General features: G+C 55.9%; 17 protein-coding genes. 7 read left to right on the plus strand and 10 right to left on the minus strand.

The window, feature by feature from the left end; all coding sequences use genetic code 11:
- Positions 1 to 60 precede the first annotated feature (60 nt).
- The 9 genes from fabI to pspF all read right to left on the minus strand — a co-directional run bounded on the left by fabI (position 61) and on the right by pspF (position 8,639).
- Complete coding sequence (gene fabI / locus HV127_RS19910; RefSeq protein WP_112216491.1) at positions 61 to 849, minus strand: enoyl-ACP reductase FabI; 789 nt, start codon at positions 847 to 849, stop codon at positions 61 to 63.
- A gap of 211 nt (positions 850 to 1,060) precedes the next feature.
- Positions 1,061 to 1,603, minus strand: coding sequence for a HutD family protein (locus HV127_RS19915; RefSeq protein ID WP_182238162.1), 543 nt, complete (start codon positions 1,601 to 1,603; stop codon positions 1,061 to 1,063).
- Positions 1,604 to 1,621: 18 nt separating this feature from the next.
- Positions 1,622 to 2,431, minus strand: a complete 810-nt coding sequence (sapF, locus tag HV127_RS19920; protein ID WP_110273484.1) for a putrescine export ABC transporter ATP-binding protein SapF — start codon at positions 2,429 to 2,431, stop codon at positions 1,622 to 1,624.
- A 1-nt stretch (position 2,432) separates the two neighbouring features.
- Positions 2,433 to 3,425, minus strand: a complete 993-nt coding sequence (gene sapD / locus HV127_RS19925; protein WP_181482494.1) for a putrescine export ABC transporter ATP-binding protein SapD — start codon at positions 3,423 to 3,425, stop codon at positions 2,433 to 2,435.
- Complete coding sequence (gene sapC / locus HV127_RS19930; protein ID WP_182238164.1) at positions 3,425 to 4,315, minus strand: putrescine export ABC transporter permease SapC; 891 nt, start codon at positions 4,313 to 4,315, stop codon at positions 3,425 to 3,427. The genes sapD and sapC overlap by 1 nt, the downstream gene beginning before the upstream one ends.
- Positions 4,302 to 5,267, minus strand: coding sequence for a putrescine export ABC transporter permease SapB (sapB, locus tag HV127_RS19935; protein ID WP_112216495.1), 966 nt, complete (start codon positions 5,265 to 5,267; stop codon positions 4,302 to 4,304). Before sapB ends, sapC begins: the two co-directional genes overlap by 14 nt.
- Positions 5,264 to 6,907 (minus strand): ABC transporter substrate-binding protein SapA, encoded by a 1,644-nt coding sequence (gene sapA, locus HV127_RS19940; RefSeq protein ID WP_182238166.1) that lies wholly within the window; start codon positions 6,905 to 6,907, stop codon positions 5,264 to 5,266. Before sapA ends, sapB begins: the two co-directional genes overlap by 4 nt.
- 318 nt (positions 6,908 to 7,225) lie before the next feature.
- Positions 7,226 to 7,510 carry a hypothetical protein gene (locus tag HV127_RS19945; protein WP_182238168.1) on the minus strand — a complete coding sequence of 95 codons (285 nt, stop codon included), beginning with the start codon at positions 7,508 to 7,510 and terminating at the stop codon, positions 7,226 to 7,228.
- A 139-nt stretch (positions 7,511 to 7,649) separates the two neighbouring features.
- The gene (pspF, locus tag HV127_RS19950; RefSeq protein ID WP_182238171.1) at positions 7,650 to 8,639 is read right to left on the minus strand and encodes a phage shock protein operon transcriptional activator; all 990 of its coding nucleotides are present in this window, start codon (positions 8,637 to 8,639) and stop codon (positions 7,650 to 7,652) included.
- A 153-nt stretch (positions 8,640 to 8,792) separates the two neighbouring features.
- On the opposite strand from pspF, the gene pspA reads away from it, so the two are divergent.
- From pspA to HV127_RS19985, 7 genes are all read left to right on the plus strand, one after another.
- A complete protein-coding gene (gene pspA / locus HV127_RS19955) occupies positions 8,793 to 9,461 on the plus strand; it encodes a phage shock protein PspA (RefSeq protein WP_112216498.1) in 669 nt (222 codons plus the stop codon).
- Positions 9,462 to 9,512: 51 nt separating this feature from the next.
- Positions 9,513 to 9,737 carry an envelope stress response membrane protein PspB gene (pspB, locus tag HV127_RS19960; RefSeq protein ID WP_110273477.1) on the plus strand — a complete coding sequence of 75 codons (225 nt, stop codon included), beginning with the start codon at positions 9,513 to 9,515 and terminating at the stop codon, positions 9,735 to 9,737.
- Complete coding sequence (gene pspC / locus HV127_RS19965) at positions 9,737 to 10,096, plus strand: envelope stress response membrane protein PspC (RefSeq protein WP_182238173.1); 360 nt, start codon at positions 9,737 to 9,739, stop codon at positions 10,094 to 10,096. The genes pspB and pspC overlap by 1 nt, the downstream gene beginning before the upstream one ends.
- Positions 10,097 to 10,114: 18 nt before the next feature.
- A complete protein-coding gene (pspD, locus tag HV127_RS19970) occupies positions 10,115 to 10,345 on the plus strand; it encodes a phage shock protein PspD (RefSeq protein WP_181486435.1) in 231 nt (76 codons plus the stop codon).
- A 33-nt stretch (positions 10,346 to 10,378) separates the two neighbouring features.
- A complete protein-coding gene (gene pspE / locus HV127_RS19975) occupies positions 10,379 to 10,696 on the plus strand; it encodes a thiosulfate sulfurtransferase PspE (protein ID WP_182238175.1) in 318 nt (105 codons plus the stop codon).
- 100 nt (positions 10,697 to 10,796) lie between these two features.
- Complete coding sequence (locus HV127_RS19980) at positions 10,797 to 12,194, plus strand: YcjX family protein (RefSeq protein ID WP_182238177.1); 1,398 nt, start codon at positions 10,797 to 10,799, stop codon at positions 12,192 to 12,194.
- Complete coding sequence (locus HV127_RS19985) at positions 12,191 to 13,252, plus strand: YcjF family protein (RefSeq protein WP_182238179.1); 1,062 nt, start codon at positions 12,191 to 12,193, stop codon at positions 13,250 to 13,252. The genes HV127_RS19980 and HV127_RS19985 overlap by 4 nt, the downstream gene beginning before the upstream one ends.
- Before the next feature lie 146 nt (positions 13,253 to 13,398).
- Here HV127_RS19985 and HV127_RS19990 read toward each other — a convergent pair whose 3' ends face one another.
- Positions 13,399 to 14,319 carry a LysR substrate-binding domain-containing protein gene (locus HV127_RS19990; RefSeq protein WP_182238181.1) on the minus strand — a complete coding sequence of 307 codons (921 nt, stop codon included), beginning with the start codon at positions 14,317 to 14,319 and terminating at the stop codon, positions 13,399 to 13,401.
- Positions 14,320 to 14,335 lie beyond the last annotated feature (16 nt).

Below are 14,335 nucleotides of genomic sequence, written 5' to 3' on the forward strand. Positions count from 1 at the left end.
TAACAAAAGAAAAGTGCGGGGGAAAGCACCCTCCTCACGGACGCGAGGAGGGCAAAGAACTTATTTCAGTTCCAGCTCGTTCATTGCGGCGATGCTGAAACCACCGTCAACGTGAACGACTTCACCGGAGATGCCTGCAGACAGGTCGGAGCACAGGAATGCTGCGCTGTTACCCACGTCTTCAGTGGTGACGGTGCGGCGGATCGGAGTGACCGCTTCGCAGTGCGCCAGCATCTTACGGAAATCTTTAATGCCGGAAGCAGCCAGAGTACGAATCGGACCGGCAGAGATAGCGTTAACGCGAACGCCTTCCGGACCCATAGCGTTCGCCATGTAACGAACGTTAGCTTCGAGGGACGCTTTCGCCAGACCCATTACGTTGTAGTTCGGGATCGCGCGCTCAGCGCCCAGGTAGGACAGCGTCAGCAGGGCGGAGCCCGGGTTCAGCATACCGCGGCAGGCTTTAGCCATCGCCACAAAGCTGTAGGCGCTGATATCGTGGGCGATTTTGAAGCCTTCACGAGTGACCGCGTTAACATAATCGCCGTCCAACTGATCCGCCGGAGCGAAGCCGATAGAGTGTACGAAACCGTCGAACTTCGGCCATACCTTTTCCAGCTCGGTGAACAGAGATTCAATGCTCTCATCTTCAGCCACGTCGCACGGCAGTACGATGTTGGAACCCAGTGCCGCAGCAAATTCTTCCACACGACCTTTCAGTTTTTCGTTCTGATAGGTGAACGCCAGTTCAGCCCCTTCACGGTGCATTGCTTGCGCAATACCGTAGGCGATGGACAGTTTGCTGGCAAGGCCAGTCAACAGAATGCGCTTACCGGAAAGAAAACCCATAGCTTTAATCCTTATCGTTATTGCGTATTTTTACTTTAACAATCATTTGGTTAGCGTTGTTATTTCAAAATAACTCAAATTTAGCCGGGAATTATATCCCACTGACGACCCCTTGTGTCACGATATTTTTCTGTTGTCCCTTACGCCTTATCACGTAGGGGTTACCGTGCATACAAGAGAGTATACCCTCTGATATGACAGACATCCGTTGTTAGCGGCGTTCAATCTCGGCCAGTAAAAGCCGGGCATCTGCAGATTGCGGGAGCAGCTCTCCCGGCGACTCGCCGTGCCACCAGATCCCTGAACCGGCTGTACAGGTCTTGCCAGCCAGCTGCCAGCGACCTTGCAGCACCCAGGCGATACCTTCCGCGCCGGGCTGCTGTTGTTCTGCGACAACCGTGACCAGAGCGGCGGCGCGCGAGCGCTGAGTCATGATATTGAAATCCAGGCCGCGTCCGGAAATGCCCTCGCTGACGAGGGGCCATTCTCCGGCAAAAGCCCACGGTTGCCATAATTCAAGGCGCTGCGCGATGTTGTCGCCGTGCAGCCACAGCGGCTGCCCTTCGAGAAGGGTAATCACCCGGTCAACCTCAGGAAAGAGGGAAAACGGCCCATCGTTACTCAGGGTGGCAATACTGGCGCGCCAGATAAAAGGCGCATCAGGCGAGGGGAGGCTGACAATTTCGCGAGTTTCGCCGCCGCCGTTTTTCCACGGCGTCACGGGTAAAGAGGAAAACTGAACCGGAATAATCATCGTATTGTGCGCCTCGGATTATTTGCCGTCTTTACGCCAGGCGTCAGCCGTGAGCGCCTCGCCAAAATGCCCGGCGATAAGACGTTTGGTCAGGTCATGCAACGGCGAGGCCAGTACATCTGCGGTGCTGCCACGTTCGACCACTTCCCCCTGATGCATCACTAAAACCTGATCGCTGATATGTTTCATCATCCCCAGATGCTGGGTGACGTAGATATAGGAGATACCCTGTTTCTCCTGTAACTCCAGCATCAGATTGATTAACTGTGAACGCATCGACATATCCAGCGACGCCAGCGCCTCATCGCAAATAATCACCTTCGGGCGCAGAATTAGCGCGCGGGCCAGACCGAGGCGCTGTTTTTGCCCTGGCGCCAGCATATGCGGATAGTAACTCACATGGTCCGGCAGCAACCCGACCATACGGAGCGTTTCGATAATCTGCTTTTGTCGTGCTTCTGGCTCGAGGTCAGTATTCAGACGCAGCGGAAAATCGAGAATTTGAGAAATTCGCTGCCGTGGGTTGAGCGAAGTCGACGGGTCCTGAAAGATCATGCGAATCTGTTGGCTACGATAAGAGTAATCGCCGAATTCCAACTGATGGTCATCAATCAGCAGTTCGCCGGTGCTGGGCTCGACCATTCCGGCAAGCATTTTCGCCAGCGTTGATTTCCCTGAGCCGTTCTCGCCAATAATGGCCAGGGTCTGGCGTTCACGCAGGGTAAAGCTCAGCGGCTTGACCGCGTCTACGGTTTGTCGATGAAACCAGCCGGTACGGTAGCGAAAGGTCTTACTCAGATTGCGCACTTCAAGCAATGTTTCGACCATTTCACTCTTTCTCCATGTTCAGCGGGAAATGACAGGCGTAGAGATGGTTACGCACGCCCACCAGCCGGGGCGTTTCGATGCATTCACGCTGGGCATAGGGGCAACGCGGGCCGAGGCGGCAGCCGATCGGTAACTGTTCAAGCAATGGGATCGCCCCGGGCATGGTGTTGAGCCTGCTCTTATGCGGCAAGGCGCTACCGAAATCCGGGATTGCGCGAATCAGCGCCTGGGTATACGGGTGATGGGGGATGGTCACCAGCTCTTCGCTGGGAGCGCTCTCTACTGTCTGCCCGCAGTACATGACGTTAATTTTGTCTGCCCATTTACTCAGCATCTGCATATCGTGACTGATCAGCAAAATGGTGGTGTTGTTGTTCTGATTGAGCCGCGTCAGCAGGCGGATGATTTGCGCCTGGGTCGTCGGTTCCATGGCGTTGGTTGGCTCATCGGCGATCAGCAACCGCGGCTGGTTTGCCAGCGCGATAGCAATCATCACCTTCTGGCACTCGCCGTCAGTGAGTTCGTAGGGAAAGCTGCGCATGGCGTCTTTATGATCTTTAATCCCCACGCGGTGTAACAGCTCGATGACGCGACGTTTACGCCAGCCCAGGCGTTGCCACCAGCGACCTTTAAAGGTCCAGCCGGGGATATTTTGCTTTAACTGCTGGCCGATACGTTCGGAAGGATCAAGACAGGATTGCGGCTCCTGAAAAATCATCGATACGTTGTGGCCCACCAGCTTGCGGCGTTCACGGTTTGAGAGGCGCAGCAGGTCGATATCATCGAAGCGCATACGGTCAGCGGTCACCCGCCAGTTATCTTTGGTGACGCCGCAAATCGCTTTGGCGATTAAGCTTTTCCCTGATCCAGATTCTCCGACCAGACCGCGGATTTCGCCCTCAGCGAGGGTCAGGCTGACGCGATCGACGGCTTTGACCCAGCCTTCGTTGGTCTTGAATTCGATGGTTAAATTACGGATATCAAGTAACGGCATTATTCCACCCCGGCGATGATTGCGCGGCGGATCCCATCGCCCAGCAGGTTAACCAGCAGGACGCTTAGCATGATTGCCGCCCCCGGAAGCATCACCGTCCACGGCGCGACGTAAATCAACTCCAGCGCGTCGCCGAGCATTGCTCCCCATTCCGGAGAGGGGAGCTGAGCGCCGAGGTCGAGGAAGCCCAGCGCAGCGATATCCAGAATGGCCATCGACAGCGCGCGGGTAATCTCAGTGACCAGGCCGGAGGTAATATTCGGCAGCACCGCAAACCATAAAATGTTCAGCGTCGACGCGCCGTCGAGGCGGGCGGCGATGACGTACTCTTTTTCCAGCTCGTCATGCACCATGCTGTAAACTGAACGTACCATACGCGGCAGCAGCGCCAGCCAGACGGCGAACATGGCGTGGCTGAGGTGCGGCCCGGCAAAGGCGACGACGATTATCGCTAACAGCAGGGACGGGATCGACAGCAGAGTGTCGAGGATATGGTTCATGATGGCTGAGCGCAGGCCGTGAGTAGAACCGGCAATCACGCCCAGCACCAGACCCAGCAGGGTGGCGCTGAGGGTCACCACAAACGCGCCGCCTACCGTTGGTGCCGCCCCGCTTAGCAGTCGGCTGAGGACGTCACGGCCAAGATCGTCCGTGCCGAGGAAGAATGAGACTTCGCCGTAGCGCGACCACGACGGCGGCAATAGCTGATAGCCAAGAAATTGTTGGTCGATGCCATACGGAGCGAACCAACTGCCGAAAACGCATAACAGCACTAACGCCGCGCAGCCGTACAGACCCACCATCGCGGTCGTATCGCCATAAAATTTTCGCCATACGGTGCGCAGCGCGCCGGGCGGGCGCTTCTCCAGATAAACGCTATCGTAGGGCATACCATTCCTTATGTTTCAGTGGGTTAGCCATAGCACCCAAAATATCGGATATCACGTTTACAATGATCACTAGCGCGCCAATGACCATCACCCCCGCCGAAATAGCCGCGTAATCCTGTTGACGAATGGCGTTGATCAGCCAGCGGCCAAGACCCGGCCAGCTAAAGACCATTTCGGTAATCATCGCCAGCGTCAGCATGGTGGAAAACTGTAATCCCAGACGCGGGATCACTGGCGGAAGGGCGTTGTGCAGCACGTGACGGTGCAAAATGGTGCGCCGTGAAACGCCGCGAGTCGCTGCGGCTTTGACATAGTTCGTGTCGTAGACTTCGCTGGTGCTGATACGCATCAGGCGGATCACTTCGGTAGTCGGCGCCACCGCCAGGGTAAGCACTGGCAGCACCATATGACGCGCGGCGCTGACGATCATTTCATGACGCCACGGCGAATCAGAAAGCCAGGCGTCAATCAGCGCAAAACCGGTGACTGTCTTGACTTCATACAGCAGGTCGAAGCGCCCTGATACCGGGAACCAGCCTAACGTCAGGGAGAAGAACAGGGTCAGCAGCAGCGCCAGCCAGAAGACCGGAATAGAAAAGCCCATCAGCGCCAGGGCGCTAATCAGGGTGTCCGGCCATTTATTACGCATAATCCCTGCCAGCATACCGACGGGAATGCCGACTAACAGCGCGAAGCCGAAGGCGAGGATGCACAGCTCCATGGTGGCCGGGAAAACCTCTTTGAGCTGCTCGGAGATCAGTTGACCGTTAATGCTGGAGACGCCGAAATCCCAGTGCAGTACTCCTTCAAACCAGAACAACCAGGCGTTCCACAGCGAAGCGCCCTGTAGCGGGGCGTGCGGCGTGAAATAGCTCAGACTAAAGCCGACGAAGGTCAGCAGAAAGAGCGTAATCAGCAGCAGCAGGAAGCGGCGCAGGGTAAAAATAATCATGGTTTTTTCACCTCGTCTTCTTTCTCGCGCGAGACGCCCGCAAAGGAAGCATTGCCAAACGGGCTCAGTACCAGGCCTCTCATATCGTAACGGTAAGCCTGTAAACGCAGCGAAGAAGCCAACGGCAGTACTGGCAGTTCGTTGGCGAGAATGTGCTGCGCCTCTTTATAGGCTTCAATACGCGATGCCAGCTGCTGCGAGGTCAGCGCTTTTTGCAGCACTTCATCGAACTCGCGGTTACACCAGTGAGCGTAGTTGGTTTGCGAGGTAATCGCCGCACAGCTCAGCAGCGGGCGGAAAAAACTGTCCGGATCGTTGCTGTCCGTTGCCCAGCCAGAGAGCGTCAGATCGTGGTTCATATCCATCAATCTTGCCTCCTGGAAGCGACCTTCAACCGGCACGATAATCACCTTTACGCCAATCTGCGCCATATCCGCCTGAATAAGCTCGGCGGTTTTCAGCGGGCTGGGGTTCCAGGCTTGCGAACTGGTTGGCACCCACAGTTTGAGGGTTAGCTTTTCCAGCCCCAGCGCTTTCAGTTGGGCGCGCGCTTTCGCTGGATTGTATTCGGTAATCTTGGCGTCATTATCGTAGGCCCAGGAGGCGCGTGGCAGCATCGACGCTGCGGTTTCCGCCGTGCCGTAGTAGATTGATTGCATCAGACGCTGGTTATTAATCGCCAGCGCCAGCGCGTGGCGAACTTCTGGGTTATCAAGCGGTGGTTTCGCGGTGTTAAACGCCAGCCAGGCGATATTCATCCCTGGACGCAGGGTCAAACGCAGTCGCGGATCGTCACGCAAAATTGAGAGCTGGCTGGCGGCGGGCCAGGCCAGCACGTCGCACTCGCCGGTGAGCAATTTCGACAGGCGACCTGTCCCGCCAGAACCGAGGTCGACGACAACCTGCGGCATCAACGGCGTGCCGCGCCAGTAGGCTGAATGGCGCTGTAGCCGGATGTACTGGCCACTACGATACTCTTCCAACTGGAACGGACCGGTGCCGACCGGCTGGCGGTCAATCAGCTCCTGACGATCGCCCTGCGCCAGCTTCGCGGCATATTCCGCCGACATGACCGAGGCGTAGTGGGTCGCCAGGTGCCAAAGGAACGAGGCGTCCGGGCGTTTCAGGCGAAACTCGACGGTCTGGTTATCCAGCTTACGCACGCTTTCAACGCTGTCAGCGAACTGCAGGCTGTCGAAATAAGGGAAGCTGCTGCCGTTGACGTTATGCCACGGATGGTTGCGATTAAAAATGCGCCCGAAGGTGAAAATAACGTCGTCGGCATTGAAGTTGCGGGTGGGTTTGAACCAGGCGGTGGTCTGGAATGGCACGTTGTTGCGCAGATGGAAACGGTAGGTCGCGCCGTTATCCAGTACCTCCCAGCTTTCCGCCAGCTCTGGCACTAGACGGTAAGTATAAGGGTCGACATCAAGCAGGCGGTCGTAGAGCTGGGCGGCCAGCGTGTCGACAATCAGTCCGCTGCTGACCTTTTGCGGATTAAAAGTATTGACCTGACCGCTGACGCAATAAACAAAGCCGCTATCACGGATATCGGCGTGAGCAGGCAGCGCTGGCGCGGCAAAGGCCTGTCCGCACAGCATAGAGACGGCTGCCAGGAGAGATGACAATTTCAGGCGCATAGTATCTTTTTGATTATAGAGCAAGGCTCTATCTTATTAATATTAAATAACATTTACCACCACCTTAATTGCTTATGGAGATAATGTAAGCGATGGTTGCGTTGGTTATTTGGCCAACTAATTCAAATTTAAACCGCTTATTAACTTCGAGTATACCTCTTAAATCACCCTGCGTTTGGCGTCAGGCGAGCGAAGGTATTATGAAAAGAGATTCATATGTCCCACGGGGCGCGGGCACCCTGATTTTTGCCACATGGTATCTTTTTATTAGCGGTTTCTCCAGTTAGCCGTGTTTCCACCGCGGCTGGGCAGGGAGGGCTACAGCGGAAGGAGTTGGTTATATCGCGTGATATAATCTTTGGGGGTAATTTCAAACTCATCACCGTCGTGATGGGTGGCAACATAGGTTCGCAGTACCAGACCACTTTTTTTCTGCGTAATTTCCCAGCCTTGCAGGCGATAGGAATCCTCGGTTGAACGGATGCACAGGTCTGAAAAGATCATCATGACCGACAGCGCAGGGGCCTTATGGCCTTTCATTGTATGGATTAAGCTGACGTGCGCGGCATAGCGGCTAAGCGTCGAGGAATTAACCGGAATCATCTGTATTTTCAGTCCGTTGAATGGTCATGGCGCAGATGATAATTCACATTGAAGTATCTTGCTAGTTACAAATAATTAACCATTAATTCATCGGTAATTTAGTGACGGCGTCACTTATTTTTCTAATCCTGCGTTCGGTTCAGAGCTGGTGCTTCTTAAGCAACGCCCGTAGCTGGTGGTAGGTGAGACCGAGCAATTCCGCTGCTTGTTTCTGATTGTATTTTGCCTGCTCCAGGCTCATCTCCAGCAGGCTCTTTTCTTGCTGGTGCTGGAAGCTACGCAAATCGAGCGGCAGCGCAGGCCCGGCGTTATTTTTTTCTGCGACGACCGGTGAGGTTTGCCGTTGGTGAAAGGGATTAATGATGATGTTATCCAGCTCGCTGTCGCTGCTGCCATGGCGGTAGACCGAGCGCTCAACCACGTTTTTCAATTCGCGAATATTTCCGGGCCAGCGGTAGTTTTGCAGCGTTTCCGTCGCCCGCTCGCTAAAGCCGGGAAATAGCGGAAGTCCGAGCTCGCGGCACATCTGGATAGCAAACTGCCTGGCGAGCAGCATGATATCGCTGTGCCGCTCGCGCAGCGGCGGCAGTTGCACCACATCGAAGGCCAGCCTGTCGAGAAGGTCGGCGCGAAACAGCCCTTCTTCTACCATTAGCGGCAGATCGGCATTGGTTGCGCACACCAGGCGAACGTTAACCTGCAGCGGCTGGCTGCCACCGACGCGCTCCAGCTCGCCATATTCAATCACCCGCAGCAGTTTTTCCTGCACCAGCATCGGCGCGGTTGCCAGTTCATCAAGAAACAGGGTGCCGCCATCAGCACGTTCAAAACGCCCCGGATGGCGCTTGCTGGCGCCGGTAAACGCTCCGGCCTCGTGGCCGAACAGCTCGGAGTCGAGCAGGTTTTCATTGAGCGCGGCGCAATTTAGCGAGATAAACGGCCCCTGCCAGCGGGAAGAGAGAAAGTGCAGGCGGCTGGCGATAAGCTCTTTACCGGTACCGCGCTCGCCGATCACCAGCACAGGTTTATCCAGCGGTGCCAGCCGTGAGACCTGCTCCAGCACCTCAAGAAAGCTGTTGGCTTCGCCGAGCAGGTTGTCCTTGTATTCCGCCATGATGAATTTCGCCATTTAGTAGTGTGATTCACTAAATCACTTTAGCAATCCACTGTGCAGATAACAACCTCATCTTTTAAAATCAATGAGATAAAAAGTTGGCACGCCATTTGTATTAATCATTGCACAGGCCGATGCCTGACACCAAGAACTATGAGGATTGAAATTATGGGTATTTTTTCTCGTTTTGCCGACATCGTGAATGCCAACATCAACTCCCTGCTGGAGAAAGCGGAAGACCCGCAGAAGCTGGTTCGACTGATGATTCAGGAGATGGAGGACACGCTGGTTGAAGTCCGTTCGACCTCGGCGCGCGCGCTGGCTGAAAAGAAACAGCTGAGTCGTCGTATTGAGCAGGCCGTCGCCCAGCAGGGTGAATGGCAGGACAAAGCTGAACTGGCGTTACGTAAAGAGAAAGATGACCTGGCTCGCGCTGCGCTTATCGAAAAACAGAAGCTGACCGATCTTATTGGTAGCCTTGAACATGAAGCGCAGCTGGTTGATGAAACCCTGACGCGGATGAAAAAAGAGATCGGCGAGCTGGAAAACAAACTGAGCGAAACCCGCGCACGTCAGCAGGCGTTGATGCTGCGTCATCAGGCTGCCAACTCTTCCCGCGACGTTCGTCGTCAGCTGGATAGCGGCAAGATTGATGAGGCGATGGCGCGTTTTGAATCGTTTGAACGCCGTATCGATCATATGGAAGCCGAAGCGGAAAGCCATCGTTTTGGCAAAGACAAATCGCTGGATCAGCAGTTCGCCGACCTGAAAGCGGACGATGAAATCAGCGAGCAGTTGGCGGCGCTGAAAGCCAAAATGAATCAAAATAACCAGTAATCGTTTTTGGGCGGCACCGAGATGTGCCGCTGCCACCTGCAAGGAGTCGACATGAGCATGCTTTTTCTCGCCATCCCTTTGACGTTGTTTGTGCTGTTTGTTTTGCCGGTCTGGCTCTGGCTGCACTACAACAATCGCACCGCCAGCGGCAGCTTATCGCAGAACGAACAGCAGCGTCTGTTGCAACTGACCGATGACGCGAAGCGGATGCGCGAGCGTATTCAGGCGCTGGAAGCCATTCTTGATGCTGAGCATCCGAACTGGAGAGACCAATAATGGGCGGACTGGATTTGAGTAAAAAACTGTGGCGCATTCCGCAGCGCGGCATGGTGAAAGGGGTTTGCGCCGGTATCGCGGAGTATCTGGACGTGCCGGTGAAGCTGGTGCGCCTGATTACCGTGCTGGCAATGATTTTTGGCCTGTTCCTGTTTGTGGTCGTGGCCTACATTATTCTCTCATTCGCGTTGGATCCGATGCCGGAAAGCGAACTGAATGGTGAAAAAATGCCGAGCAGTGGAGAACTGTTGGCTGCCGCAGATAAGGAACTGGCGGCGGGGGAGCGTCGTTTACGTGAAATGGAACGTTACGTCACCTCCGATACCTTTTCGCTGCGCAGTCGTTTTCGCCAGCTGTAACTGAACGTGAGGTTAATGATGAACATGAAATGGCAGCAGGCAGGGCAAAAAGTGAAACCAGGTCTGAAATTCGCGGGCAAGCTGGTTCTGCTGACCGCGCTGCGTTATGGCCCGGCCGGCGTTGCTGGCTGGGCGGTTAAATCCGTCGCCCGTCGGCCGCTAAAAATGCTGCTGCTACTTGTTCTTGAACCCATGCTTAGTCGAGCTGCACAACGGTTTTCTAAACGTCGCGGATGGCGTATGTTATGAGTGCCTAAAAACTCAACATATCAGGATGATAAAATGCTACGAAAACTACTTCTGGGTTTAGCTCTGGCCGTCGCCTTACCGGTGTCTGCGGCGGAGCATTGGATAGATGTTCGCGTTCCGCAGCAGTATCAAAAAGAACACGTCGAAGGGGCGATTAACATCCCGTTGGCTGATATAAAAACGCGGATTGCGAGTGAAGTTCCGGATAAAAACGATACCATTAAAGTCTATTGCAACGTCGGGCGACAATCGGGTCAGGCCCAGCAGGTGCTGACCGAGATGGGCTACACTCAGGTGGTTAATGCGGGTGGTCTTAATCAGATAGATATGCCAAAAAGCGCCAGTAAGTAATCTTCAGCCCCGCGGTCGCGGGGCTAATGCAAGCCATTGATAATTAGCCGTATAGCCCCCATATTATTCTCTCTCGTTCTTCAGGCACAACAGGATGGCGATGAAGCGACTCAAAACTGAATTCAATGCGCTGGTTAATCGTGGGGTTGATCGGCATCTCCGTCTGGCCGTTACCGGTCTTAGCCGCAGCGGGAAGACCGCTTTTATCACCGCGCTGGTCAACCAACTGCTGAATATTCACACCGGGGCGCGTCTACCGCTACTTAGCGCGGTCAGAGAGGAGCGTCTGCTCGGCGTCAAGCGCGTACCGCAGCGGGACTTTGGCATTCCGCGCTTCACCTATGACGAAGGGCTGGCCCAACTGTATGGTCAGCCGCCGGTCTGGCCAACGCCCACCCGCGGCGTCAGTGAAATCCGCCTGGCGCTGCGCTATCGTTCCAACGATTCGTTGTTACGCCACTTTAAAGAGACCTCAACGCTGTATCTGGAAATCGTCGATTATCCCGGCGAGTGGCTGCTGGACCTGCCGATGCTGGCCCAGGACTATCTCACCTGGTCACGACAGATGACCGGGCTATTGCAAGGGCAGAGGGCAGAATGGTCGACGCGTTGGCGGCAGCTTTGTGAAGGGCTGGACCCGCTGGCTCCGGCCGATGAAACCCGCCTGGCGGAGATTGCCAGCGCATGGACCGATTATCTGCACACCTGTAAACGCGAAGGGATGCACTTTATTCAGCCCGGGCGCTTTGTGCTGCCAGGCGAAATGGCCGGCGCGCCTGCGCTGCAATTTTTCCCCTGGCCGGATGTTGATGCGACTGGGGAGGCCAGGCTCGCCCAGGCGGACAAACACACCAATGCCGGGATGTTGCGCGAGCGCTTTAAATACTACTGCGAGAAAGTCGTCAAAGGTTTCTATAAAGACCATTTTCTGCGCTTTGATCGGCAAATTGTGCTGGTGGACTGCCTGCAACCGCTAAATAGCGGGCCACAGGCGTTCAACGATATGCGCCTGGCGCTGACGCAGCTGATGCAAAGTTTTCACTATGGTCAGCGCACGCTGTTCCGCCGCTTGTTCTCGCCAGTTATCGATAAGCTGCTGTTTGCGGCCACCAAAGCCGATCACGTGACCATCGATCAGCACAGTAATATGGTGTCGCTGCTGCAACAGCTGATTCAGGACGCGTGGCAAAACGCGGCGTTCGAGGGGATCAGTATGGATTGCCTGGGGCTGGCGTCTATTCAGGCGACCCAGAGCGGGCTTATCGAGGTGAACGGCGAAAAGATCCCTGCGCTGCGGGGTAACCGGTTGAGCGATGGTCAGCCGCTGACCGTCTATCCCGGCGAGGTGCCCGCACGTCTGCCGGGCCAGGCATTCTGGGAGAAACAGGGCTTTCAGTTTGAAAACTTCCGTCCGCAGGTGATGGATGTTGATAAGCCGCTGCCGCATATTCGCCTCGATGCGGCGCTGGAATTTTTAATTGGAGATAAGTTGCGATGACCGAACCGTTAAAACCGCGTATCGATTTCGACGGCCCGCTGGAGGCGGAAAAGGCGCAAATTCTCAAATCCGCCCGCGCTTTTGATGACGTGGATGCCGGGAAGTTTGCTCCGGCGCGCCTTGATGTCGTGGAAGAAGAAGAGGGCGCGGCGGAAGCAGTTGTTGAATCAGTTCTGCGGCCCAAACGTAGCCTGTGGCGGAAAATGGTCAGCGCCGGGTTGACTATTTTCGGCGTGAGCGTGGTCGCGCAGGGCGTGCAGTGGACAATGACCGCCTGGCAGACGCAGGACTGGATCGCGCTTGGCAGTTGCGCTGCCGGGGCGCTGATTATTGGCGCTGGCGTCGGTTCAGTCGCGACCGAATGGCGGCGTCTGCGGCGGCTGCGTCAACGAGCGCACGAACGCGATGAGGCGCGGGATTTGATGCACAGCCATGCGGTTGGCAAAGGGCGTGCGTTTTGTGAAAAACTCGCGCAGCAGGCGGGGCTGGATCAATCGCATCCGGCGCTACAGCGCTGGTATGCGGCGATCCACGAGACGCAGAACGATCGCGAAGTGGTCAGCCTGTATGCGCAGATCGTGCAACCAGTGCTTGATGCCCAGGCACGGCGCGAAATCAGCCGCTCGGCGGCGGAATCGACGTTGATGATTGCCGTCAGCCCGCTGGCGCTGGTGGATATGGCGTTTATCGCCTGGCGTAACTTACGCCTGATCAACCGCATCGCCACGCTGTACGGCATTGAGCTGGGCTACTACAGCCGTCTGCGCCTCTTCCGTTTGGTGCTGCTGAATATCGCTTTTGCCGGGGCCAGCGAGCTGGTGCGGGAAGTGGGGATGGACTGGATGTCGCAGGATCTGGCGGCCAGGCTGTCGGCGCGCGCGGCCCAGGGTATTGGTGCCGGACTGCTGACCGCGCGGCTGGGGATTAAAGCGATGGAACTCTGTCGCCCGCTGCCATGGATCGCCGATGATAAGCCGCGGCTGGGTGATTTTCGTCGCGAGCTGATTGGTCAACTGAAAGATACCTTACAGAAGAGTAAAAACAGTCCGGAGAAATAGCGGTTTTGCGGGCTTCCCGGCTTGCAGATAGCTGTGAATCCGTAGCCCCGGTAAGGCGCTAGCCGCCACCGGGGAGAGAATCAGACGCTGCGCGCGTTGTTTCCCGGAGGCGGTGCTGGCGCACCTGTCCGGGCTACCGTCCAGCACTACGTCACCGGGGATTGATCCTGACCACACTCATTTTGTAACCACTCACTAAAGGCGAGAAAACGCGGGCGCGAGCGGTTCTCTTGCGGGCAAATCAGGTCATATCCAAACGGCGAGGGCACCTTTTCCTCGCTCAATGCCACCAGCTTACCGCTGTCGAGCAGAGGTTGAATCAGCGTCTGACGGCCCATCATCACCCCTAAACCGTTCTCCGCCATCTGAATCGCGATGGAGTGGTTATTCACGGCGTAATAACGCCCCTCAAAAGGTAAATTCGCACCCGTTTGCTGACACCATAATCGCCACTCGCTGAACTGATCCTGGACATCCGTCGATTCAGACGCGTGGATCCAGAGCACTCCTGACGATGCTCCTGCGCTCAGCGGCTGATGTTGACGCTGATATTCCGGCGAGCACACCGGGAGCAGGTTCTCACCCATCAACCGCTCTTGATAGAGATCGGGATACTGGGTCGCGCCGTAGTAAATAGCCAGATCCACACGCTCTTCGTTAAAGTCCATTACTCCGGCCCGCACGCGAAACTGTAAGTTCAACCCCGGCCACTGCGCCTGAAAGCGCAGCAGGCGCGGCATCAACCACAAATGCGCCAGCGTCGGTGCGATGCCAACATGCAGCGTCCCGCGCAGATCCTGTTCGCGAATATCTTCGATTTCATCATTAATGGCGCGCAGCGAGTGGCTTAGCGTGGTCAGCAGGCGCTTGCCTTCTTCGGTTAGCGCCAGCTTACGCGTCAGCCGGATAAACAGGCGAAAGCCGATGTGCATCTCCAGTTTGCGAATTCGGTGGCTCACCGCTCCCTGGGTGAGGTTCATTTCGTGTGCTGCGAGGGTAAAGCTAAGGTGGCGCGCGGTCACTTCAAAGGTTTGTAGTAGCGCAAGAATACTTTGTTGCTCCAGCATGGTCACTCTCCGTTAT

The sequence above is a fragment of the Klebsiella sp. RHBSTW-00215 genome, assembly GCF_014103785.1.
In the GTDB taxonomy this organism is placed as follows: Bacteria; Pseudomonadota; Gammaproteobacteria; order Enterobacterales; family Enterobacteriaceae; genus Klebsiella.

Excerpts from the sequence above, each read along its gene's own strand:
- fabI (WP_112216491.1), bottom strand. The coding sequence starts at position 849 with ATGGGTTTTCTTTCCGGTAAGCGCATTCTGTTGACTGGCCTTGCCAGC.
- HV127_RS19915 (WP_182238162.1), bottom strand. The coding sequence starts at position 1,603 with ATGATTATTCCGGTTCAGTTTTCCTCTTTACCCGTGACGCCGTGGAAA.
- sapF (WP_110273484.1), bottom strand. The coding sequence starts at position 2,431 with ATGGTCGAAACATTGCTTGAAGTGCGCAATCTGAGTAAGACCTTTCGC.
- sapD (WP_181482494.1), bottom strand. The coding sequence starts at position 3,425 with ATGCCGTTACTTGATATCCGTAATTTAACCATCGAATTCAAGACCAAC.
- sapC (WP_182238164.1), bottom strand. The coding sequence starts at position 4,315 with ATGCCCTACGATAGCGTTTATCTGGAGAAGCGCCCGCCCGGCGCGCTG.
- sapB (WP_112216495.1), bottom strand. The coding sequence starts at position 5,267 with ATGATTATTTTTACCCTGCGCCGCTTCCTGCTGCTGCTGATTACGCTC.
- sapA (WP_182238166.1), bottom strand. The coding sequence starts at position 6,907 with ATGCGCCTGAAATTGTCATCTCTCCTGGCAGCCGTCTCTATGCTGTGC.
- HV127_RS19945 (WP_182238168.1), bottom strand. The coding sequence starts at position 7,510 with ATGATTCCGGTTAATTCCTCGACGCTTAGCCGCTATGCCGCGCACGTC.
- pspF (WP_182238171.1), bottom strand. The coding sequence starts at position 8,639 with ATGGCGAAATTCATCATGGCGGAATACAAGGACAACCTGCTCGGCGAA.
- pspA (WP_112216498.1), top strand. The coding sequence starts at position 8,793 with ATGGGTATTTTTTCTCGTTTTGCCGACATCGTGAATGCCAACATCAAC.
- pspB (WP_110273477.1), top strand. The coding sequence starts at position 9,513 with ATGAGCATGCTTTTTCTCGCCATCCCTTTGACGTTGTTTGTGCTGTTT.
- pspC (WP_182238173.1), top strand. The coding sequence starts at position 9,737 with ATGGGCGGACTGGATTTGAGTAAAAAACTGTGGCGCATTCCGCAGCGC.
- pspD (WP_181486435.1), top strand. The coding sequence starts at position 10,115 with ATGAACATGAAATGGCAGCAGGCAGGGCAAAAAGTGAAACCAGGTCTG.
- pspE (WP_182238175.1), top strand. The coding sequence starts at position 10,379 with ATGCTACGAAAACTACTTCTGGGTTTAGCTCTGGCCGTCGCCTTACCG.
- HV127_RS19980 (WP_182238177.1), top strand. The coding sequence starts at position 10,797 with ATGAAGCGACTCAAAACTGAATTCAATGCGCTGGTTAATCGTGGGGTT.
- HV127_RS19985 (WP_182238179.1), top strand. The coding sequence starts at position 12,191 with ATGACCGAACCGTTAAAACCGCGTATCGATTTCGACGGCCCGCTGGAG.
- HV127_RS19990 (WP_182238181.1), bottom strand. The coding sequence starts at position 14,319 with ATGCTGGAGCAACAAAGTATTCTTGCGCTACTACAAACCTTTGAAGTG.